Below are 21,687 nucleotides of genomic sequence, written 5' to 3'. Positions count from 1 at the left end.
GCAAACATGGACATCGAAGGCTACGCAAAAAGAGGGATCAGGAACAATGACCCCGATCTTGAGGAAAAGCTCACCTCAAGGATACAGGAAGTAAAAAAGACTACTGAAGAACATGCCCGCAGCCTTGCCAGGGCTACCATCGTAGAAGCAGAGGCCACCATCAATGTAAGCGGAGATGTGCTCGAGCCCACCATATCCGGCATCAGCATGGGAGAATTCGGTGTAGGTTCAAGAGGCATCGGCGATTTCTATACCCATGAAAAGATAGCGGAAGTCATCGGCAAGACCAATGCTGTGGTTGACACCACACACCTTGATGACTCAGGTGTTGTCAAGACAAAGGAAGCCGGAGAATACATCATACTGACCGTTGACGGGATACATTCCCGCTTAAGCGACTTCCCCTTCCTTGCAGGTTTCCACGTAGCCCGTGCAGCCCTGAGGGATGTATACGTAATGGGTGCACGTCCCGTGGCAATGCTCTCGGACATCCACGTAGCTGATGACGGGGACGTCGGCAAGATACTGGACCACATCGCAGGCATCACAGCCGTTGCCGAACTTTCCGGGATACCACTCATAACCGGAAGTACTCTCAGGATAGGCGGTGACATGGTCATCGGTGAACGCATGACAGGTGGCGTCGGAGCAGTGGGTGTTTCATCAGACCTCACCGCACGCGAGCAGACTCAGGTCGGTGATGTAATCCTCATGACCGAAGGAGCAGGCGGAGGCACCATATCCACAGCAGCACTGTACTACGGAATGCACGAGGTTGTTGACGAGACAATCAACATAAAGTTCCTGGAAGCATGTGAAAAACTCCTGGACTCAGGACTTGTAAAACATATACACGCAATGACAGACGTAACCAACGGCGGTATACGCGGTGACGCAAAGGAGATATCAAGAACCGCAGGCGTCAGGCTGGTATTCCGGGAGCAGGAAATGAGAAAGCTTGTTAACCCCGTTGTACTTGACATGCTCGAATCCCTGGAAATCGACTATCTGGGAGTCTCACTGGACGCCCTTCTCATCATCGCTCCCGGAGAAGTGGCTGAAAGCATCATGGAAACCATAAGGTCAGCCGGAGTCGACATAAGCATCATAGGAAAAGTTGAGGAAGGTAGCGGTGCCATGATCGAAATCGACGGGGAAATGAGAGACTTCACCCCACGCTTCAGGGAATCCGCATACACACCCATCAAAAAAATGATAGGCGAAGAAGAGCCCCGTGACTTTGCAGAGATGCAAAAAGCCATTGACAAGGCAACTCTTGAGGCCGTAAGCAAAAAAGCACGTGTTGTTGAGAAAGTCAGAAAAAAATAGACAACGATTACCAATCTATATCGTCATAGTCATCTTTTTTCTTCAAAGGTTTCACGATAACAAGTACACCATCCTTTTTCAGTATCGTGACCTTTTCTCCTTTCTCTATCGATACCTTCGAACGAGCCTTCCAATATTCTCCTCTGTGTAGCACATAGCCTTCACTTCCTGGTTCAATGGGCCTGATGACAATTGCCGTCTCACCCAGAAGCTCACCGAACTGTGGTTTGCGTTTTCTGACTTCCACAACCTTGTACAGAGCAAAAAGCAGGAAAACACCTATCAGGATAGTCGGAGCTACTACTGAAACCAATATAGTCCTCTGGAAGTCCGCAGGAGTGTAGTTTCGCGGGAAATCCGTTGGAGCAAGAAGCACGCTTCCAGCAACAATACACACAAGCCCTGCAATCCCGAATATCCCGAAACCCGGTGCCTGAAATTCCAGCACTAGCAGACCAATACCTACCAGGATGAGGAAAACAGCCCCGATGCTAACATCAAAACCGGTACCTATGAGACCAAGTGCAATAGCCACGACTCCGAACAGTTCTGCACCAAATCCGGGATTTGAGATCCCGAGTATTATCGCATAGATACCCAATAACAGCAGCAACGAAGAGACAATAGGGTTGGATATGATATTCATGAAAGCAAGCCTTAAAGGTGTCTCATAGTTCACGATAGTGGCACCTTCTGTCTCAAGCACCCTGCCCTTTACCTCATCACCGTCAACCTGCACAAGCAGATCCTCGACGGATGGAGACACATACTCTATCACCCCATATTCAAGGGCAGTATCAGCATCAAGATTCAGGTTCTCAGTAATGAACTCGGCAGCAGCAGTCTGGTTACGACCGTGTTTCTCGGCATTCTCAGTTGCACGTGTCACCAGGGCATTTACGACCTTGGAATCATTAACAGGTTCAGTACCACTTGGAGTCACGGTCACAGGCTGGGCAGAGCCGATGACAGTAAACGGAGCCATTGCAGCAATATCCGTACTGATAAGAATGAGCGTCCCGGCAGACCATGCCTGCGTACCCTCCGGATAAACATAGCCGATCACAGGCACATCGGTAACTGCAATCTGCTCCACAATATTGAGAGTCTCATCAAGACCCCCCCCGGGAGTATTCAACGTTATTACAAGAGCCTCATAATCCTCCCTTTCCGCAAAAGCGATAGCATCGGCAACAATATCATCAGTGACCGGTGTGATGGAATCGGATATCTCAAGAACCAGTACTCTCCGCTCTTCCTGAGCTGATGCTATGCCCGGTGCCAAGGCAGGAAGCACAAAAAAAAGTAAAATAAGGAGAATACAAAGGCTTTGCTGCGATTTCATATTACTCCTTTGGCTCAGCTTTTCTCTACAAATGCCTTTGACATAGCTGCAATTTCACCCACATCAGTAGAGTTCGAGACCACTATCATGTTCCCTTCCCTGGAAATCTCTGCCAGTGTTTGCAATTCTCTCAATTTTATGGTTACCGGTGCCTGTTCATACAACCTGGCAGCTTCCTTCATCTTCTCAGCAGCATTGAACTCACCGTCTGCAAGGATCATACGGGCACGCTTCTCACGTTCTGCCTCTGCCTGTTTTGCAATTGCACGCAGCATTGTCTCGTCAATGCTCACATCTCTTATCGTTACATTGGTAACCTTGATACCCCAGGGATCCGTGGAAGCATCCAACAGTTCCTGTATCTGAAGGTTTATTTCCTCTCTCTTGGACAGAACATCATCCAGTTCGATCTGACCGATTACATCACGGAGGGTTGTCTGGGACAGGGTCGATGTAGCATACCTGTAGTTCTCAACTTCATTGACAGCCTTTGAGGGCTCTATAACCTTGTAATAAATAACAGCATCAACTGCAACGGTGACATTGTCCTTGGTGATAACCACCTGTTTGGGAACATCTATGGTAACCACACGAAGGTCCACTTTCACCACCGTATCTATGATAGGGATGATGAAGAACAGACCGGGGCCTTTCACCCCACTCAATCGCCCTAAACGGAAAATTACCACACGTTCATATTCCTTTACTATCTGTATCGCTTTTGATAGAACTATGAAGGCAAAAACTGCCACTACCAGTATAAGAATTTCACCATTAACCACTATAACACGCTCCTCGCTAGCAACATATATAGTTAGTAAAAAGAGGGCGGAAATTAAAAACACATCGGTTAAAAGTTAGAAACGTGAATATGAAGAGGTATAGGAGACGGGCCTGAAATCTGGTTTGAGGGGATTGTACACGAAAGCATGATAGCAAATTGTTATCATTGGATCAATAACCTTCAGGCCCAGCAAACAATAGAACTATTTTATTCTTTATTAATGTGATTGATTTTGATGTTAATAATTTCAAACCTCACGAATGAAAACATAGTCAGCAAGCACACTTGAATGTTGAAGATATATAAATAAAATGATTATACACGCAAAGACATAAATCTAACATACACCATTTAAGACTTGATATAATGAGCGAAAAATGTCAGGAGTGCGGCGGAAAAGGCTACAAGGTCGTCGGCTCAAATAAATGCCCCGAATGCAAAGGGGCTGGGAAATCAAAATCTATAGATCTTATGAAACTTTCCGAGAAGGATGTCAACAGCTTTCTCAAAAACGGTTCAAACTGTAACCGCTGCGGCGGAACAGGCGAGATTGAAGCAAGAGAACCTTGTGTCGTCTGCGACGGAAAAGGCGCCTTTTATACCTGCAAGATATGCGGAAATTCAATAGCTGACCTGTACAACGGTGAAGAAGTATGCTCCGGCTGCGCAAAAAAGCAGATTGTGTACAAACTTGATGATTCCTGCGACATCAATGAGGTAGAAGTAGGGAAGTATTACCACGCGGTTGTCAGGAACCTTGCTGATTTTGGAGTTTTCGTCGACATGAACTCCAGTCTCAGAGGACTGATACATTCCAGCAACATAAAAGAAGAACTTAAAGTCGGTGAACCGGTCATAGTCGGGGTCAAAGAGATCAGGCCAAAAGGTAAACTGGACCTCTTACCGGTAAAAATAAAGGAATACCAGACAGTTGAGCTTGAGAAAGGCTTGCCCGTTAAATTCGCATCCGAGGCTTCCGAACTTGTAGGCATGAGTGTAAGACTGGAAGGAGAGGTCATACAGGTAAAGCAAACTGCAGGACCGACCATATTTACCATTGCTGACGAGACAGGTCAGGTATCTGCTGCTGCTTTTGAGAGTGCAGGAGAAAGAGCCTACCCGCACATAAGCTCGGATATGATTGTTTCTGCAACAGGAGAGATAACTTCCCGTGGTGACAGCGTACAACTTGAGATTAAAAGTCTTAAGAAGTTGAGCGGACCGAAAGAATCCGAAATATTGAAACGGATAGAGGCCGCTCTTGACAGGAGAGCAGAACCACACAGTGTGGAGTTCATGGTAGAAAGTGAAGTTCTTGAGAAACTCAGGCCCGCCATGATGAAAGTTGCAAAGGAGATACGCAAGGCAGTCATCAAATCGATTCCCATACTGCTCCGCCACCATGCGGATGCAGACGGAATGACAGCCGCCATAGCAATTGAAAAAGCAATTTTACCCCTTATACGTGAAGTTAACGGCCAGGACGGAGAATACTATTTTTACAAGAGAGCCCCTTCCAAGGCACCTTTCTATGAGATAACGGATGTTGTACGTGACATAAGTTTTGCACTTGAAGATGCAGCACGTCACGGCCAGAAGATGCCCCTTGTCGTAAGTGTCGACAACGGTTCTACACTTGAGGACGTGCCTGCCATGAAACAGGCCAGGGTATACGGCATCGAGATGGTCGTAGTGGACCACCATCATCCGGACAAAGAAGTTGACGATTACCTTATAGCACATGTGAACCCCGCACACGTTGGCGGCGACTTTGGCATGACAGCAGGAATGTTGTGTACAGAAGTAGCACGCATGATAAACCCGGAAGTTGAGGAGCAGATAAAGCATCTGCCTGCAGTTGCGGCCGTTGGGGACCGTTCTGAGGCTGAAGAGGCGAAAAAGTATATCGAGATGGTATCGGACACATACTCCTTGCAGGATTTGAAAGATATTGCTCTTGCACTTGACTTTGAAGCATATTGGCTCAAGTTCAACAACGGAAAAGGTATACTTGATGACATACTCAACTTTGGTGATACAAAAGTACACAAGAATCTCGTGAAACTACTGTGTGAGCAGGCAAACGAGATGATAGATGAGCAGATAGACGTATGCATGGCCCACGTTAAAACGCAGACACTTCCAAACGGAGCACTGTTGAATGTCCTGGATGTCGAGAACTATGCCCACAAATTCACCTTCCCTCCACCGGGAAAGACGTCAGGAGAAGTCCATGACCGCCTGTGCAAAAAATTTGAAGGCAAACCTGTGATAACCCTGGGTTATGGTCCTGACTTTGCAGTCATTCGTTCAAAGGGCGTCAGGATGAATATCCCACAGATGGTAAGGGAACTCCATGACGAAGTAAAAGGCGGCGGAGTCAACGGAGGAGGTCACCTTGTCGTAGGCAGCATCAAGTTCGTGGAAGGTATGCGTACCGACGTCCTGTCCAAGCTTGCAGAAAAAATAGGAGTCGTAGAAGTAGATTAATACTTCTACCTTTTTTTAAAAAACAAATATTCAGTCAACCCGCACTATGCGGACCAGTGAGTTCACAGGCACCTCAGAGAGTGATGTTGAACCACTTTTATCAACAAGAACTGCAACTGCAACCGGTTTAGCACCTGCTATCCTCAGGTGATCGATTACATCATTCATTGTGCTTCCTGTTGTAATGACATCGTCAACAATCACGCATTTCTTGTCTTTAATACTTGCAAAGTTTCTGCTGAACGCACCTCTGGTCTGCGCCTCTTCACTTTGCTCGTTGTACGCGTGGTAGACAGAGAGTTCAAGCTCAAGTTCATCCGCCATGAGACTCGCAAGGGGAACACCACTAAGGCCGATTCCGACAATGACTTCTGCCTGGGTGCCTGCTTTTTCCAGGGAATCAAGTACCATATCACAAAGAGCAATACCAATGTGGCGGAGTCTGAAAGCACTTGTGCCGATATTGCTCCAGTTAACGGAGATGTCCTTGGGAGCAGGAGGAACCTCTTCTTTTTTGGAACGGGTCAAAAGCCATGTAACCGTGTCCCTTGAAACATTCAATTCATCTGCTATCTGCCTTGTAACAAGCCCGTTAGCCTGCAACTCCTCAGCTTTCTGGATCAATTTATCAATATTCTTCATGTGAACCCCGCTATCGTAAGATAAGATTCATTAGTTCCTAATACATGTGAAAGATGTTATATTTTTCTTTTACGCCTTTTTTTCAAGGTACACCCACAAACCTCACAGACTTCTCCGGTGTCAAAGCGCCTGCGGCATCCCGTACATTCTTTTTCCCACTGGAGCACATCACGTATCTTTTTCTGAACCACAGGCATTACTTTTATGCCCAACACTTCCGCAACATTCTGAACTGCATAGTCATCGGAGAACAACACAGCTTCATTCCCATACTCAAGGGCCTTGGAAAGTATATCTATATCTGTTGCCGATAATTCCTCGGCATCCCGTGTATCCCTGGCAACTTTGAGCACCTTTTTTCTCATGGCAGGATCAGGCAGTTCCACCCTTGCACCGCCTTCAAGGGCAAGTTCGAATCTCAGCGAAGCTTCAGGACTCCTGAGTTCTTCCACAACGGAACTGACCGTTATGATCATTCCGGGATCAAGATCTTTTCCCATAATAAAAACTGCTGAATCGGCGATATAGTAAACCATTACCCATCATAATGTATCCGATCCAGATTAACTCTTTGGATATTTCCCGGAACCTGACATATGACCCTGGCAGTGCAAAATACAGGACATACTCAAATCATTAGCACATAACAGAATAGTATATATATTTAATTTATATAAATAAATATGATTATAATGGCCAGGTTATCTACAGGCATATCCAAACTTGACAAAAAGTTACAGGGAGGCTATCCGGCAGGAGAATCTATTCTCATAACCGGAGAGCCAGGTACCGGGAAGACAATTTTGGGGATTCAGTTTCTTCATCAGGCATGCGTAGAAGGCAAGAAATGTATGATGATAGCTACTGAAGAGACACCTGAAAAGATACTTCTCCATGCAAAAATGTTGGGTTTTGATCTTGAGCCCTTCTTTGAGAACGATTGCTTTTCGGTAATGCGCGTACTGGAGATGAGAACTTCATATACCGGAATTTCAACTGATGGCCTGTATGATACAAGTAGTATGCATCTTGATGATCTCAACAATCTCACACACCTTATAGAAGATGATGTAGAGGTAATTGTTGTTGACAACATAGGCACTTTTTCCATCGGAACCGAGCTCAGGGCATTCAGAGATAAACTGGAGACATTGACTTACCTGCTCTCGGTACAAAAAATGACATCTTTGTTGATGATGGATGGAACGGCCCATGAACTCACGCACAGGATTGCCGAGTACTCCACATACGGGACAATCAAATTGATGGTTAAGGAAAATCCATATACAGGAAAAATGGAGCGCTTCATGCATATTCCCAAGATGAGAGGAACAGAAATTTCACTAGATCCTATTATTTATGATATAACCGACGAGGGTATAAAATTGTCAATATCCCAGGGCAAAAAAGATTAAGCATAATTGCCGATAGTCTCTAAAATAGCAGGTCTGGTAACATGGACATCAGTAAAGCCAAGGATATTATTGTTGATTTCATAAGGGAAAGAGCAAAGGAAGCAGGAGTAAAAGGAGCTGTTGTAGGAATTAGCGGGGGTATTGATTCAGCTTTGACAGCATACCTTACTGTTGAAGCCCTTGGTAAAGAGAATGTGCTGGGAATCCACATGCCTGAGCTCAATCTCACCCCTGCGGAAGATGTTCTTGATGCAACGGAGGTTGCAGAACGCCTTGGTATCGAATTCAAGACCATCGACATTTCAGGCCCCCTTGCAACTTTCATGGAAGTAATACCTGAAAGTGGACAGGCTTCCAACCATGCTAACGGTAACCTAAAGGCAAGGATACGCATGTCAATACTCTATTATTATGCCAATATCATGGGAAGGATGGTCATGGGAACAGGCAACAAAACGGAGATACTGCTTGGCTACTTTACAAAATACGGCGACGGCGGTGTTGACCTCGAGCCCATCGGGGACCTGTACAAGACTGAAGTAAGGGAAATGGCACACCTTGTCGAGGCACCCGTAGGTGTAATAGATAAAGCACCTTCTGCAGGACTTTGGGCCGGCCAGACAGACGAAGAAGAGTTGGGGATAAGCTATGAGAAAGTCGACAGGTTTTTGATGCTGCTTCTTGAAGGAGAAAGTCCCCAGATGGCACAGAACATATTGGGAATAACAGCCCAGCAGCGGGATTCGGTAGTCGCAAGAATACATGCGAACCTCCATAAACGAAAAGCTCCTCCTGCTGCGGACCTGGACTCTCTCAGGACATCATACATCACAGTATAATCGCACTCATCTGCCGGGGAAAAGGACGGCATCCGAAACTTTGAATCTGGCAAGAGGTTTTGCCAGATGTCTTCTGGCACAGGGTGGCACCTCGTAGAACCCTTTTTCAATATTTCTTTCCAGAGATACTGTTTCAGGGTCCTGTGCACTTGTCCCGCATTTCTTGCACCTATATCCCTGCTCAGCACCTGCGGATTTCATTCTCTTTCCACAGGAAGGACATTCAGGATTCCTTTTTTCACTCATTTGCGCCAGTGACAGAATATTGATCTTCTCAATATTCAGAGTAACATCCATAACACTGCCATATACAACGATCCTGTCCCCAGGAATAAGTCTGCGGATCACATCCCTGAAATTTTTTGTCGGTTCAAAGGCTGCACAATCAATAGTTTTCCCGGAATCATCACTTAGTACGAATATGGAATGGCCCCCTTTGATTGTATTTGCAGCGGTTTCAACGGTTCCTTCCAGTATATAGGAGTGCATTTCACAAATATCATCTATACATGTTGCACGAAGAAGGTGCATATCAGTCCCCTGATTGGTTTTGTATATGCATGAACGTTCAGTATCCTCTGATCGGATCAGCTCCACGGCTTTTGAAACTGCCTGCCTGCTGTTACCTCTGATTCCGTAAAGCACCGGATCGGGAGAGCGAGGTACACATACAGCAACCCTGTTTGCTCTGTCAACAGAGTCCCATGTTTCAGGATATGTGGATTCGTCTGCCTCATAAAGGGAGTTGCTGTCAACAAAGCGAGGAGTACCCCACAATTCTTTTTTTCTGTATGTAAGGTATTCATAACTGTGGTCCCAGCCCGGATTCAACATTGCTCCGCATGCTGCAAGTGCGCCTATCAAGCCACGTCCGTTCTTAAAAGCCCTGAAAGTCAGGCCAAGCTTACCTGCAAGTGCCTTTGCCTCATCAATTACAATAACATCCTTCACTGCACTCCTGAAAAAATCACCAAGTTCAGTCTTAGTTTCTGTGAAATCAGTCTCAAGTACAAAAACAACTCCCGGATTAGTATTTTCACAGTCCAGTTCTGCAAGAGAGGAAATTCTTGAGACTACATGATCGATCACCTCATCAGGTTCCCGGCATTCTACACAGAAAGCAACAGAAGCATTTCCCCGTGTCTTATAGGGAATTGTAGGATTCAGGCGAATAAGCAAAGGATCGCCAGTATGCTTACAAAATGACGAAAGCTCATCCATAAGCAGGGCTCCGAGATACGTTGTACACATGCCTTCCCTGGAATCAGTATCATCAATTCCGATAACCATTTTGATATGATCGCTGCTCATCGAATCACTAACACATATTCCTGATCACAATTAATGATTCCGCATGAGGAATAAGTCAGGGAAGATTGGTTATTTTCATAACAGGGAGAATAACTTCGACCTGTGTACCCTCGCCGGGCACACTTTTCAGTTCGATAGTTCCACCGTGACCTTCGACAATACTCTTGCAAAGATACAGGCCAACTCCATTTCCTCCGTATTTGCGAGCCAGCGAACCATCTACCTGATAAAAAAGCTTGAAAATATCAGGTATTCTTCCCTCAGGGATACCAATACCGGTATCCTGGAAAATAACATGTAAACTATCATTATCTGAATATGCAAAAACTGTAATAGACCCAGTAACCGGAGTAAACTTGACTGCATTTTCAAGGAGATGAGAAAATACTATTTCCAGATAAATCAGATTACCGAGCACCAAAGGAAGGGAGATCGGCACTTCTTTTTTAATCATAGGAAGTTCTTCATCCTGGGAAAGAGAAGCTTCATAGAGAACTTTTTCTAAAAGATCGCTTATATGAATTACATCAAGGTCATATTGTATATTGTCCGACTGCACATTTTGCATGCAAAGCAACGAGTTTATTCTTTTATGAAGGCGTTCAGAGCTTTGCACAATGTTTTCTACGCTTTTGTTCTGGTTCTCATTGAGAGGACCAAGCTGTCCCTCAAAAAGAAGTTCACCATAGCCCTTTATAGATATAAGCGGAGTCATTAGTTCATGAGTAAGATTAGACAGGAACTCATTTTTCATAACATCCAGTGATTCCAGTTCCTCATTCTTTTTTGCCAGTTCCTCTGTGTATTGCCTGAACCGGTCAGCATCTTTCTTTTTCTTGATAATGTTCCACATCCCATTCATAAGAAGCGTCATCTGGCGGACATCCGAACTGTCATAATCTTTTTCTTTATTCCCGACACCGGCAAGCACAACAATCTTATCATTTTCAAAGATTGGAACCCCCAGATGATTCCTTATTTCCACATGGCCTTCAGGATAACCTTTTTTCTGGATATTGTCAGCCTTGAAGTCATTAATGATTACAGGTTTTCGCTGGCGTATTGGCTCACCCCAGATCCCCACATCAGCTACCCGGTATTCAAGTGGAAGAGAATCGATTCCACACATTTCCATTGATATTCTGGACCACGAATTTATTGTTATTAACGATTCATCCTTATTAAGGAAACCAAGATAGCCAACCTTGCTTTGTGTAAGCTTCACAGCTTCTTCAAGGGTGAAAAGTGTGATCTCATGGACCGTGGAATCCATCATTTGATTAAGTTTAAGTAATGCTTCCAGGCGTAAATCATCCAGAAGAAGAGCAGTTTCAGCTTCCTTCTTAGAGGTCACATCACTGAAGATCAGCATAAACTGTTCATCGCTCGTTCTGGTAAAGTGGAACTCTATGTCCTTTACTGAACCATCCTTGCATGTCACCTTCCATTCAGCCTGGCAAACCTTCCCTTCATTCATCATTTCTTTTTCGGCATTGATCCACGCAGAACGGGCCTTTTCCCTGTATTTCTCGTCAGGGTAGGCAAGTTCCCACCATTTTTCCATAGTGGAAATATCTTCCGGTGAATAGCCAAAGGTTTCCGTGAATTTTTTATTAAAGAATACCGGATCAACATTCTGATTCATAAGCACGATAGAGAAAGGGAACTCTTCAACTGCTTTTCTGAAACGCAGTTCACTTTCCTGCAATGTTTTATCGTGTTCGCATATCATCTTTGAACTCAGAATACCTAAAATGAGCATAAAGATCAGGAAAGAAGAGCGCACATAGAGTTCGTGTGCAGGGACATCGAATATCATTAAATCGCTGAGAAGGCCTTCATAAAAGAAAAGATAATCAACTACAGAATCAAATATCCAGAAAAAAATGCCTATTGACAAAAAGATAGCAATTGTTTTTGGAAATTTGCTACCCATCCTCGATGATTTGGGATTCAATTTTACACCTTTTTTCTGGAAAGAATTATTCCCGTTTTAAATTAAGTGCTCATATGCGGGTAATATGTTGATTCTTTCATCTTTTTTTGTATATACAGTATACTTTTAGACCGTGTATAAATAAATTTTCTCAAAACGCCTATTTGGGACGTAAAAATGGCAACTATGTAAAAAAACACGAATGGATTGTGAATGGATTATTACAGACATATTTATATAGACCTGCAAACAAAGCCTATTTTGTAATGACGAAGGAAATTCTAATACATCAGATAGTTGATGTATTAAAACAGGCAGGATTCATCGTTTCAAAACGCTGCAACATAAGGCCCCGGAGTTTCGATCTGGCGGCCAGGAATGCTGAAACACTCCTTTTCTGCAAGGTGTTATACAATATCGACGGCCTCAATGAAGAGACTGCAAAGGAGATGAGATGCCTTGCAAGGTACCTGGGTGGCTCGGCGTTGCTTGTAGGAGCAAAGACCAGAAACCAGCTGCTAGAAGATAGTGTAGTTTACATGCGTTATGATATTCCTGCGGTTAGTGTCCAGACCTTTTATGATTATTTTGTAGAAGATACTCCCCCGCTTGTTTCAGCATCACCGGGAGGACTCTATGTATCGATAGATGGCGATGTACTAAAAGAAGCACGTCAGAAAGTCTCCATGTCACTGGGATCACTTGCCTCCGAACTGGGAGTTTCACGCAGGACAATAAGCAAGTATGAAGACGGCAACATGGATGCTTCCATAGATATTGTACTGCATCTCGAGGAAATACTCGACGTAGCCCTAGCGCAATCCATAGATCTGCTGCAGCGTTTCGATAAACTCGGAAGGATAGAAGTTTCACCGGAAGAGACAATTGAAAAACAAACACCTGATGACGGAATATTAAATATGCTCCATACACTTGGATATCAGGTGATGTCAACCAGCCAGGCACCTTTCAGGGCCATCTCAAAGGATACATCCGACACACTACTTACAGGCATCAGCAACTACAGCAGTGCAATGATAAAACGTGCTGACCTTATGAGCAGTATCTCATGTGTGACAATGACAAAATCAGTGTTCATCATCAACGGGGAAATTAAAGCCCAGAATGTTGAGAACACTGTTCTTATCGAAAAAAGGGAACTTGATCAGTTATCCGGCACTGAAGAGCTGGCGGAATTGATCGATGAGAGGACGAAAAAGCCCAGCATTAAAACCTGATTCTTTTTTAAAAGAGAGGAAGCCCAAAACCCTAATATATGGAAATCCCTTTAGGAGTAGCAATGACTACCAACATCGCAGTGCTTGTTTCAGGAAGGGGCTCCAATCTACAGTCTGTTATAGACAACATAGAAAACGGCTATATCCAGAATGCAGCAATAAAGGTTGTTATTAGTGATGTAGAGGATACCTATGCTCTGGAGCGGGCCCGAAATCATGGGATATCTGCTATTTTCATAGACCCTTCTTCCTTCAGGAATAAGCTGGCTTTTGAGCAGGAAATACTCAGAACTCTTGAGGAATATGAAATAGGGTTAGTACTTCTTGCCGGCTATATGCGCATAGTAGGCAGGGAGATAATCAGTGCCTATGCCAACAGGATCATAAACATCCACCCGGCATTGCTTCCATCCTTTAAGGGATTACATGGCCAGCAGCAAGCTTTCGATTACGGAGTAAAGATATCCGGCTGCACAGTGCACTTTGTCGATGAAGGTATGGATACAGGGCCGATCATATTACAGAAATGCGTACCTGTCCTTGAAGGTGACACTGCGGACAGCCTTTCCGCACGCATCCTTGAACAGGAACATAAGATATTACCCGAAGCGGTAAAACTTTTCGTTGAGGGCAAACTTAAAGTGGAAGGCAGGATTGTAGTACGCACATAACTTAGATTCATTTACCCAGGAATTTATAATTACGGATATAACGGTTGATTGAAATGTCTTATATCTCGGAAGTTGACCCAGAGATCGCCGAAGCCCTTAAGCTTGAGGCGAACCGTCAGGATTACAAGTTAAACCTGATTGCATCAGAGAACTATGCAAGCCGTGCAGTAATGGAAGCACAGGGCTCTGTGATGACGAACAAATACGCTGAAGGATATTCAGGAAAACGCTACTACGGCGGATGTGAATTCGTCGATATTGCAGAGGATCTTGCAATCGAGAGAGCAAAGGCAATCTTCGGTGCCGAACATGTTAACGTACAGCCACATTCAGGTTCCGGTGCCAATATGGCATGCTATTTCTCAGTCCTCAAACCCGGCGACACTATCATGTCTATGGACCTATCACATGGCGGACACCTTTCACACGGAAGCCCTGTAAACTTTGCAGGCCAGCTCTATAATATAGTACCTTATGGTGTTGACAGGGAAACCGAAGCTCTTGATTATGATGCACTTATGGAAATGGCAAAGGAGAAAAAACCCCGGATGATAGTCTGTGGTGCTTCAGCATACTCTAAAACCATTGATTTCAAAGCTTTCAGGGACATAGCCGATGAAGTAGGAGCATACCTGCTCGCAGACATTGCACATATCGCAGGACTCGTTGCCGCCGGAGCACATCCAAATCCCGTACCCTATGCAGACTTTGTTACAACCACAACCCACAAGACCCTCAGAGGACCGAGAGGTGGAATGGCTATGTGCAAAGAAGAATATGCAAAGGACCTGAATAAGGCAGTGTTCCCCGGAATCCAGGGTGGTCCCCTCATGCACGTTATCGCAGCAAAGGCCGTTGCATTCAAGGAAGCCATGGGTGAGAAATTCAAGGCAGACCAGAAGCAGACAGTAAAGAATGCAAGTGTACTGGCTAAAGAGCTACAGGACAGGGGCTTTGACATTGTCTCAGGCGGAACTGACAACCATGTGATGCTGATCAACCTGAACAAGTTTGATATCACAGGAAAAGAGGCAGAGGCCGCAATGAGCAAGGCAGGTATTGTACTTAACAAAAATACCATTCCCTTTGAGACAAGGAGTCCTTTTATCACCAGTGGAATAAGGATCGGTACACCTGCACCTACGACCAGGGGAATGAAGGAAGAGAACATGAAAGAGATCGCAGGATTCATTGCAGAGGTTATCAACAACCTCAATGATGATACAGTCCTTCATGGTATCAACTCTGACGTCGAACAGCTTTGCAGCGGGTTCCCTATATATAAATAAGTGAAGCACATTCCTGTATTGGAAAAATATCACAGGGGTTTGCATAATGACAGAAGAGAACTACGATTCCAGGAAAATAGATGGAAGAAGCCTGTCAAAGAAGTTGGAAGAGCAGGTTAAGCAGGGAGTTGACAAACTTAAAGCACAAGAAGGAATTACTCCCGGACTTGCAACGATACTTGTTGGTGAAGACCCTGCATCCAGAATGTATGTACGCCTGAAACACAAGGCATGCGAAAGGGTGGGCATACATGCAGAAGACCAGAACATGCCAGAATCTTCCACCCAGGAAGAACTCATGCAGCGTATCCGGGAATTGAATTCAAGGGAGGACATACACGGAATCCTCCTCCAGTTACCTCTTCCGGAACACCTTGATGATAAGGCAGCAATGCTTGCAATCGATCCTGCAAAGGACGCCGACGGATTCCACCCATACAATATGGGCAAGCTCCTGATAGGTGAGGAAGGTCTTGTACCCTGCACACCAAAAGGCGTAATCAGGGCGCTTGAAGAATACAACGTACCAATACAGGGCAAGCACGCAGTTGTTGTGGGACACAGCAATGTTGTAGGAAAACCTATGGCTGCGATGCTTATCAACAGGAATGCAACGGTTTCTGTTTGCCATGTATTTACAGATGATCTGAAGAAGTACACCCTTGATGCCGATATCCTTGTAGTGGGAACAGGTGTCAAGCATCTTATAAAGGCAGACATGGTTAAGGAAGATGCAGTTATCTTCGATGTTGGCATCACCGAGGAGGACGGCAAGGTCTACGGTGACGTTGATTATGATAACGTGGTCAAAAAAGCCTCGTTAATAACTCCGGTTCCTGGAGGTGTAGGTCCCATGACCATCGCCATTCTTATGGAGCACGTGCTTATGGCAGCAAGAAACTCCTGATAAGCACATTTATATTTTAATTATGTCAATTATATATTATAATATCCTGAAATGATAGTACAGGTTAAATAATGGCTATTGATGTTGATATATGCGGCTTGAAGGTTGGAGATGAGCACCCTGTAAGATTGATGGGTGTTATCAACCTCAGCAAGGAATCCTTCTACAAAGATTCGGTTGTTAGTACTGATTCTCTTCTTGATGTTGCCCATAAAATGGTAGACGACGGCGCAACTATACTGGACATCGGTGCACGTTCTACGTGGCCTCTTGCAAAACCCGCCATTGGAAAGGAAGAAGAACTGGAACGCATGATCCCCGCACTGGACATCCTGAAGGATAACGTGGATGCACTAATCTCCGTAGATACGATATACTCCACCATTGCGGAAGAATCCCTGAAACATGGTGCAGATATCATTAATGACGTTTCGGGATTTACGGCTGATCCGCATATGATCAATGTTGTAGCAGATCACAATTGTCCCGCAGTGGTAATGGCATCAGAAGAGTTTCCAGGGGATCCTGTCGGAATGAATGCTATCATGGAGTCGCTTGCATCTATAATTGCCAGGGCTGATGCCAGAGGTATAGATACAAGCAATCTCATACTGGACCCGGCCATAGGGAAGTGGATTCCTGAAAAGGATCCAATATTTGATTTTGAGACCATAGACCAGTTCGAAAGTCTGAAGGTTTTCGGAAAGCTACTGCTTGCAGCAGTCTCAAGAAAATCCTGCATTGATGCTATACTGCACAAACCCGCAAGTGAAAGACTATATGGAAGCCTTGCTGCAACGGCAATCGTGGTCCACAAGGGAGCACATATAATAAGGACACACGACATCCCTGAAACAAAGGACGTGGTCGAGGTTGCAAGGGTAATGAGAAAGAGACAGTCCTTTGTGAAATCAGGGAATTTTGAGGTGGCCGTTATGGATATAACCCACCCAGATGATGCCGAATACCTCATGAAAAGTATTGGTGTCACCTCTGCCGGTGCTAAAGTCATGAAGAACAAAACCGTGAGCAAAGTAGTACGTGTGAATAACATCACCACTACTGAGGCACTGATAATCAAGCAGGAGATACTGGCGCGTGGAGGAGATGCCGCTCTTGAGCGTGACGCTGTTTCCCATGAAACCGAGAAGACAGATATTCTCATAATAGGAACGCTTCTGCAATTTGAAAAACTGGTCCGGAAACTATCATTCCAGGCACGCAATCTTCCACTTATTGCTGAAATGATAGCAGAGGTCCTTGAAAATGACATGGATGTAGAACACCGTTATCAGAGGGAACTATGATAGTCTCATCTGCAAAACCCTTTGAAGAGATAATCAAACTGCTGAAGGATGAGGATGATATCTTTATTATAGGCTGTGGAGCTTGTGCTGCAAAATTACATGTTGGTGGGGAACCCGAAGTCCTGAATATGCGCCAGCGCCTTGAGGAAGCAGGAAAGCATGTAGTTGGATGGTGCATCCCGAGTGCTGCCTGCAGTGTGGCATCCTTTGATTCACTTGTTAAAAAGAATCCTGTCATAAAGGAAGCAAAGTCAATCCTTGTTATGGCATGTGGAAGCGGGGTTTCTATTGTGTCTAAAGTAGCAGAGACACCAGTCTACCCTTCGAATAACACTGAATCTCTTGGAGGACGGTCACAGGGAGAAGTAGTCCCTGAACTCTGCGCCATGTGCGGAGATTGCAAGGTTTACTATTTCGGTGGAATTTGCCCCAAGGGCCAGTGTCCCAAACAGCTTCTCAATGGTCCCTGTGGTGGTTCAATTGAAGGAAAGTGTGAAGTTGACCCTGAAAAAGACTGCGTCTGGGAATTAATTTTCGAGAGATTAGAGAAAATCGGCAGGCTTGACCTGCTGGAAAAGATATGGACCTGTGAAAAGGCAGAAGGATAGTTACTTTGAAAACCCGGGAGTTTTCTTATCAGAATTCATCTTTGGACCAACCTTCGGATAATATCTTTTGAACCTTCCATGCTTTTCGTAATTAATCACATCTTCTTCCTCTAACTTATTGATATGCCAGTTGATGGTGCTTTTATCCAACCCCAACTTTGACGAAAGTTCCTTGTTCGTGATCCCTGGTTCTTTAAGAATAGCTTCAAACACTTTCTTTCTTGTGTCTTTCCTCATATGTGTGCTTGAAGAAATAGTTTTATCATCCATTAAAAGTTCATTGCGAAAATAACTGGTAAATTTTCCTTTTTTAGCAAAGACAAGCATATTTGCCAGTCCAAGTTTTTCCACATGATACCTGAAAGTTCCCCTTTTCATGTCCAGATCATTGAGGATATCAGTTTCTGAGCATCCAGGATGATCTGAAATATAGGAAAGAATATTTTGCCTGTTTTTGTTCCTTTTAACGAATTTGGACTTACCCAAAAGAATAGGAAGAAACTTCAAAGGTCCGAAAAGTGAAAATGAAAGGAAGCAACCTATGGATATTAATTTGAAATAAAGTGGTAATTCCCAGAAAGTTAGAGTTCCTTCTGCTCCACTACTACATACATATTCATCAGGAATAGATGCATTTTTTGTAGTTTCTATAATATATTCAGCGCTTGACGTAAAACAAGTGATGGAGACCAGAAACAACACGCATACTGCTCTAAGGATTGCATATGATTTTAGAGTCAAATTTTTCAACCTCTTCAGGCTATCAAGAATGTATAAAATTCAAGAAGATAGTGTCCATTAATTGAGTCATGTACTTAAGCATTTATTTATGCTTAAAGTAAAAAAGATTGCATTTATAGATTATGGCCAATGTTCCAACTATGAAATGAAGGACACTTACAAAATAATTGGCTGAGATTTAGAACTTAACCGTTAATTACTTAGTTTATGCTTAAAATTTTTAGAGCAATTGTTATATTATTTTAAAGCATTGACTTAATAAAATTTTCATACCCACATGCATTTTCGAATGAAATAAGCAAGCGAACCTGGACCGAATATGCCAATGGAATATTTTTATGGAACTGAAAACAATCTTCCAGCTCTTTTTGTCGAAATCATGCTGTTCAGTTCCATGATCCTGATGGTAGACTTGCTGGCAACAAAAAAGAAATGGAAAGTAAGCAAATTGTACTGGTCAGGAATTATCATTTTGTCAATTATAATTACGAATATAATTTCATCAGTAATAGTGCTTTGAGAGATGAAAATGTTGAAGACAAAGCATAAGAAAATAATCTTTGTTGCAGCAGTTAGTCTCATCCTGTTTGCTACTGTTTACACATTTTTGCCGATGATAGCAATCGGCCCGGGACTGCCCGAACCGGAAGATATGGTATACTGGTATGTGCCTGACTATCTGAAGGACAACAAACTTGATCCTTCTCCCTATTTTCCTGCGATATCACAATATTCCGACTCTATGAATTATACAAGTAAGACTATTATGACAGTATGGTATTTCGATGATTCAGACGATCTGGAAAAAGGGGAAAAGGAACTTTGTAGATACCTGAGAGAGCATGGAGATGTCTTTAGTGATACTATAGATATTACTGAAGAGGGACAGGACTACAAAAACAAAACGGATTTAAGCCCGACGAATCTTAATGTAACACGATATGAAAGCGAAGAAACATCTGGATACTTTGAAGTAATAGTAAAGCCCTTCGGAGACGGACTGGACCATTATTTCATTATTTATTACGGTACTAAGGGGAAAACACTGAAAGAAAACAATGGTATAAAGGAGACCGTAGCAAAGCAATACCACAGAGGCTATAAAGGAGGACATATCAGAGCATTGAATAACTGTATTGCAGATCAAAACACAGGAATCATAAATAATTCAAAAGAAGATTACAAACAGTTACTTTCAACTGGTATTTTGGGAACCTTAAGTTAGTTTTCATTGCCATTTTATTCAGGAACAGGATTAACAGCTAGTTCAAATCTGGTGGTTTTACTCTTTTTCAAATAACCATTGTTGCTTTCAGTTTGATGACCTGGCCAAAAATTTTAATACTCTTAGAATCTTTTTTAAGAAATGAAGAATTATTAAGCGATGGCTCGGTAAAATTGGGTTACATCTTCTATATCAGCAAGCACAATAAAGGAAATATTCACACATTAAGAATAAGAGAGTTTTTTAATTGTCACCAGAATACAAGAACATATCTGATAAAGCGATAAAGAATGGACCCCGCTACGTTGAGAAAATGCGCGTCCAAATACAGATTATAGACTTTCGCTCATTAGCAATACTCATTGTACTCATACTTTTGTGGTTGACTACATCCTTCATCGACCACCTTTACAGAACGATCTGGACCTATCTTATTTATGCTCTGTTTACTAATGCAATATTAGTATTGCTTTTTTTACAGAGCAGCAAGAAAATATCAATTGATAATGAGAGATTGCAGATACATGATCCCATTTCGGGAAAAAAGATACTTTCAAAGGACAAAATTCAAAAAGTAACCTATACTGACAACTTCAACTACAAGCACAGGAATATCCAGTATATAGTAGTTGGAATAGCTGCTCTAATAACCTGGAGCATACAAATCTCCAGTCTATATAATTCAGTCAGCAAATATGGATTCGAAGATGGAACGAATGTTTTCATGCCTACTTTCATGATACTGCTGTTTAGCTTCCTTCTATATCGACTCTATAATTGCTCTAGGTACCAAAAAATAATCAAAATAGATATTAATCCCGGCGAGATTACTTTGTACCCCGAAAATGAATCAAAGTATCTGCTCCTGAAAGAAAAACTCGATCTTCTGAACTGATCCTTAATGTTAAGGATCCATGATCAAATTGGAGCAACCAGATGGATATGCAAACTATAAATTCAAAATCCATAATTCGCGTAGATATACCCAAGGATTTCAGCCTGCTGAAGATCCTGATAATTCCAATGATAGTTGTGTACTTCTTTCTAATTTTAGGCATCTTCAACGCAACTTTTGAAATACTGGCCTATATCTTCTCGTATCTGTCCATTGCAGCATTAATTCTTCAAGACCGAAATACCCTGAAAATCAGAAACAATAAGATGACAATCCACCGACAATTTTTCGATCCTGTTAATCTAGACATGAAAGAAATAAAGGATATCAAAACAAAAAAAATCAACTTCTTGCTACGCAGTATGGTGTACCTGTGCATAATAGGAGTGATGGGATACTATAGTTATGATATAATTCAATCTATTCAAAAATATCAAATTTTACATGCCCCACCGGAAGCAATAATAGGTTTGATCATCGCAAAAATTACACTTGCCATTTATTTCTATGTAGCAATATTATCAAGAGCGGAGAGACGGGTAAAACATTCCACATACGTCGAAGTTAAAACAAATAATGGAAAATTTGGATTTTATCCTGACAAACCAGAAGAGTTCAAAAAAATCATTACTGATCAAGTAAATGCAATCAACAAAATTACATCCTGAAAAATAAACCCGATCTCCTGCTGCGATGAATTTAAAAGCCGGACCTA

Annotated in this window: 21 protein-coding genes; 14 read left to right on the top strand and 7 right to left on the bottom strand. The window is 43.2% G+C overall.

Annotated elements, in window-relative coordinates; translation table 11 throughout:
* Window positions 1-6 precede the first annotated feature (6 nt).
* Entirely contained in the window at window positions 7-1,329 is a 1,323-nt protein-coding gene (locus tag V7O62_RS09650; protein WP_406656112.1) for an AIR synthase-related protein, read from the top strand.
* A gap of 7 nt (window positions 1,330-1,336) precedes the next feature.
* Here the strand turns inward: V7O62_RS09650 and V7O62_RS09645 are convergent, their stop codons facing one another.
* On the bottom strand, window positions 1,337-2,674 hold the full coding sequence (locus V7O62_RS09645; protein WP_406656111.1) for an NfeD family protein: 1,338 nt from the start codon (window positions 2,672-2,674) through the stop codon (window positions 1,337-1,339).
* Between the two features lie 14 nt (window positions 2,675-2,688).
* Window positions 2,689-3,441, bottom strand: coding sequence for a slipin family protein (locus tag V7O62_RS09640; RefSeq protein WP_406658282.1), 753 nt, complete (start codon window positions 3,439-3,441; stop codon window positions 2,689-2,691).
* Window positions 3,442-3,824: 383 nt separating this feature from the next.
* Here V7O62_RS09640 and V7O62_RS09635 point away from each other — a divergent pair, with 383 nt between their 5' ends.
* On the top strand, window positions 3,825-5,948 hold the full coding sequence (locus V7O62_RS09635; RefSeq protein WP_406656110.1) for an OB-fold nucleic acid binding domain-containing protein: 2,124 nt from the start codon (window positions 3,825-3,827) through the stop codon (window positions 5,946-5,948).
* A 30-nt stretch (window positions 5,949-5,978) separates the two neighbouring features.
* Here the strand turns inward: V7O62_RS09635 and V7O62_RS09630 are convergent, their stop codons facing one another.
* Both V7O62_RS09630 and V7O62_RS09625 read right to left on the bottom strand, forming a co-directional pair.
* Window positions 5,979-6,590 (bottom strand): orotate phosphoribosyltransferase-like protein, encoded by a 612-nt coding sequence (locus V7O62_RS09630; protein ID WP_406656109.1) that lies wholly within the window; start codon window positions 6,588-6,590, stop codon window positions 5,979-5,981.
* A gap of 56 nt (window positions 6,591-6,646) precedes the next feature.
* Complete coding sequence (locus V7O62_RS09625; protein WP_406656108.1) at window positions 6,647-7,126, bottom strand: NOB1 family endonuclease; 480 nt, start codon at window positions 7,124-7,126, stop codon at window positions 6,647-6,649.
* 156 nt (window positions 7,127-7,282) lie between these two features.
* Here V7O62_RS09625 and V7O62_RS09620 point away from each other — a divergent pair, with 156 nt between their 5' ends.
* Together V7O62_RS09620 and V7O62_RS09615 are read left to right on the top strand one after the other, a co-directional pair.
* Entirely contained in the window at window positions 7,283-8,005 is a 723-nt protein-coding gene (locus tag V7O62_RS09620) for an RAD55 family ATPase (protein WP_406656107.1), read from the top strand.
* Between the two features lie 41 nt (window positions 8,006-8,046).
* Window positions 8,047-8,844 carry an NAD+ synthase gene (locus V7O62_RS09615; protein WP_406656105.1) on the top strand — a complete coding sequence of 266 codons (798 nt, stop codon included), beginning with the start codon at window positions 8,047-8,049 and terminating at the stop codon, window positions 8,842-8,844.
* Window positions 8,845-8,850: 6 nt separating this feature from the next.
* Here the strand turns inward: V7O62_RS09615 and V7O62_RS09610 are convergent, their stop codons facing one another.
* Together V7O62_RS09610 and V7O62_RS09605 are read right to left on the bottom strand one after the other, a co-directional pair.
* Window positions 8,851-10,155, bottom strand: coding sequence for a DUF1743 domain-containing protein (locus tag V7O62_RS09610; protein WP_406656104.1), 1,305 nt, complete (start codon window positions 10,153-10,155; stop codon window positions 8,851-8,853).
* Between the two features lie 55 nt (window positions 10,156-10,210).
* On the bottom strand, window positions 10,211-12,091 hold the full coding sequence (locus V7O62_RS09605) for a GAF domain-containing protein (RefSeq protein ID WP_406656102.1): 1,881 nt from the start codon (window positions 12,089-12,091) through the stop codon (window positions 10,211-10,213).
* Between the two features lie 266 nt (window positions 12,092-12,357).
* Here V7O62_RS09605 and V7O62_RS09600 point away from each other — a divergent pair, with 266 nt between their 5' ends.
* From V7O62_RS09600 to V7O62_RS09575, 6 genes are all read left to right on the top strand, one after another.
* A complete protein-coding gene (locus tag V7O62_RS09600; protein WP_406656101.1) occupies window positions 12,358-13,329 on the top strand; it encodes a transcriptional regulator in 972 nt (323 codons plus the stop codon).
* A gap of 62 nt (window positions 13,330-13,391) precedes the next feature.
* A complete protein-coding gene (gene purN / locus V7O62_RS09595) occupies window positions 13,392-14,000 on the top strand; it encodes a phosphoribosylglycinamide formyltransferase (RefSeq protein WP_406656100.1) in 609 nt (202 codons plus the stop codon).
* A 53-nt stretch (window positions 14,001-14,053) separates the two neighbouring features.
* The gene (gene glyA, locus V7O62_RS09590) at window positions 14,054-15,289 is read left to right on the top strand and encodes a serine hydroxymethyltransferase (RefSeq protein WP_406656098.1); all 1,236 of its coding nucleotides are present in this window, start codon (window positions 14,054-14,056) and stop codon (window positions 15,287-15,289) included.
* A 46-nt stretch (window positions 15,290-15,335) separates the two neighbouring features.
* Window positions 15,336-16,196: a bifunctional methylenetetrahydrofolate dehydrogenase/methenyltetrahydrofolate cyclohydrolase FolD gene (gene folD, locus V7O62_RS09585; RefSeq protein WP_406656096.1), complete on the top strand. Its 861-nt coding sequence runs from the start codon at window positions 15,336-15,338 to the stop codon at window positions 16,194-16,196.
* Between the two features lie 71 nt (window positions 16,197-16,267).
* Window positions 16,268-17,503 carry a dihydropteroate synthase gene (gene folP, locus V7O62_RS09580; RefSeq protein ID WP_406656095.1) on the top strand — a complete coding sequence of 412 codons (1,236 nt, stop codon included), beginning with the start codon at window positions 16,268-16,270 and terminating at the stop codon, window positions 17,501-17,503.
* Entirely contained in the window at window positions 17,500-18,111 is a 612-nt protein-coding gene (locus tag V7O62_RS09575; protein WP_406656094.1) for a methylenetetrahydrofolate reductase C-terminal domain-containing protein, read from the top strand. Before folP ends, V7O62_RS09575 begins: the two co-directional genes overlap by 4 nt.
* Here the strand turns inward: V7O62_RS09575 and V7O62_RS09570 are convergent, their stop codons facing one another.
* Complete coding sequence (locus V7O62_RS09570; protein WP_406656092.1) at window positions 18,112-18,852, bottom strand: winged helix-turn-helix transcriptional regulator; 741 nt, start codon at window positions 18,850-18,852, stop codon at window positions 18,112-18,114.
* A 319-nt stretch (window positions 18,853-19,171) separates the two neighbouring features.
* On the opposite strand from V7O62_RS09570, the gene V7O62_RS09565 reads away from it, so the two are divergent.
* From V7O62_RS09565 to V7O62_RS09550, 4 genes are all read left to right on the top strand, one after another.
* A complete protein-coding gene (locus tag V7O62_RS09565; protein ID WP_406656091.1) occupies window positions 19,172-19,372 on the top strand; it encodes a hypothetical protein in 201 nt (66 codons plus the stop codon).
* A 9-nt stretch (window positions 19,373-19,381) separates the two neighbouring features.
* Complete coding sequence (locus V7O62_RS09560) at window positions 19,382-20,077, top strand: hypothetical protein (RefSeq protein ID WP_406656089.1); 696 nt, start codon at window positions 19,382-19,384, stop codon at window positions 20,075-20,077.
* 247 nt (window positions 20,078-20,324) lie between these two features.
* Window positions 20,325-20,972, top strand: coding sequence for a hypothetical protein (locus tag V7O62_RS09555; protein ID WP_406656088.1), 648 nt, complete (start codon window positions 20,325-20,327; stop codon window positions 20,970-20,972).
* A 41-nt stretch (window positions 20,973-21,013) separates the two neighbouring features.
* Entirely contained in the window at window positions 21,014-21,640 is a 627-nt protein-coding gene (locus V7O62_RS09550; protein ID WP_406656087.1) for a hypothetical protein, read from the top strand.
* Window positions 21,641-21,687 lie beyond the last annotated feature (47 nt).

This window comes from Methanolobus sp. ZRKC2, from assembly GCF_045291185.1.
In the GTDB taxonomy this organism is placed as follows: Archaea; Halobacteriota; Methanosarcinia; order Methanosarcinales; family Methanosarcinaceae; genus Methanolobus.
Note: the sequence above shows the minus strand (reverse complement) of the source record. Positions and strands in the feature narration are given on the sequence as shown.

Bases quoted from the DNA above. Each gene is read 5' to 3' on its own strand.
- V7O62_RS09650 (WP_406656112.1), top strand. From the start codon at position 7: ATGGACATCGAAGGCTACGCAAAAAGAGGGATCAGGAACAATGACCCC.
- V7O62_RS09645 (WP_406656111.1), bottom strand. From the start codon at position 2,674: ATGAAATCGCAGCAAAGCCTTTGTATTCTCCTTATTTTACTTTTTTTT.
- V7O62_RS09635 (WP_406656110.1), top strand. From the start codon at position 3,825: ATGAGCGAAAAATGTCAGGAGTGCGGCGGAAAAGGCTACAAGGTCGTC.
- V7O62_RS09630 (WP_406656109.1), bottom strand. From the start codon at position 6,590: ATGAAGAATATTGATAAATTGATCCAGAAAGCTGAGGAGTTGCAGGCT.
- V7O62_RS09625 (WP_406656108.1), bottom strand. From the start codon at position 7,126: ATGGTTTACTATATCGCCGATTCAGCAGTTTTTATTATGGGAAAAGAT.
- V7O62_RS09620 (WP_406656107.1), top strand. From the start codon at position 7,283: ATGGCCAGGTTATCTACAGGCATATCCAAACTTGACAAAAAGTTACAG.
- V7O62_RS09615 (WP_406656105.1), top strand. From the start codon at position 8,047: ATGGACATCAGTAAAGCCAAGGATATTATTGTTGATTTCATAAGGGAA.
- V7O62_RS09610 (WP_406656104.1), bottom strand. From the start codon at position 10,155: ATGAGCAGCGATCATATCAAAATGGTTATCGGAATTGATGATACTGAT.
- V7O62_RS09605 (WP_406656102.1), bottom strand. From the start codon at position 12,091: ATGGGTAGCAAATTTCCAAAAACAATTGCTATCTTTTTGTCAATAGGC.
- V7O62_RS09600 (WP_406656101.1), top strand. From the start codon at position 12,358: ATGACGAAGGAAATTCTAATACATCAGATAGTTGATGTATTAAAACAG.
- purN (WP_406656100.1), top strand. From the start codon at position 13,392: ATGACTACCAACATCGCAGTGCTTGTTTCAGGAAGGGGCTCCAATCTA.
- glyA (WP_406656098.1), top strand. From the start codon at position 14,054: ATGTCTTATATCTCGGAAGTTGACCCAGAGATCGCCGAAGCCCTTAAG.
- folD (WP_406656096.1), top strand. From the start codon at position 15,336: ATGACAGAAGAGAACTACGATTCCAGGAAAATAGATGGAAGAAGCCTG.
- folP (WP_406656095.1), top strand. From the start codon at position 16,268: ATGGCTATTGATGTTGATATATGCGGCTTGAAGGTTGGAGATGAGCAC.
- V7O62_RS09575 (WP_406656094.1), top strand. From the start codon at position 17,500: ATGATAGTCTCATCTGCAAAACCCTTTGAAGAGATAATCAAACTGCTG.
- V7O62_RS09565 (WP_406656091.1), top strand. From the start codon at position 19,172: ATGCCAATGGAATATTTTTATGGAACTGAAAACAATCTTCCAGCTCTT.
- V7O62_RS09560 (WP_406656089.1), top strand. From the start codon at position 19,382: ATGTTGAAGACAAAGCATAAGAAAATAATCTTTGTTGCAGCAGTTAGT.
- V7O62_RS09550 (WP_406656087.1), top strand. From the start codon at position 21,014: ATGGATATGCAAACTATAAATTCAAAATCCATAATTCGCGTAGATATA.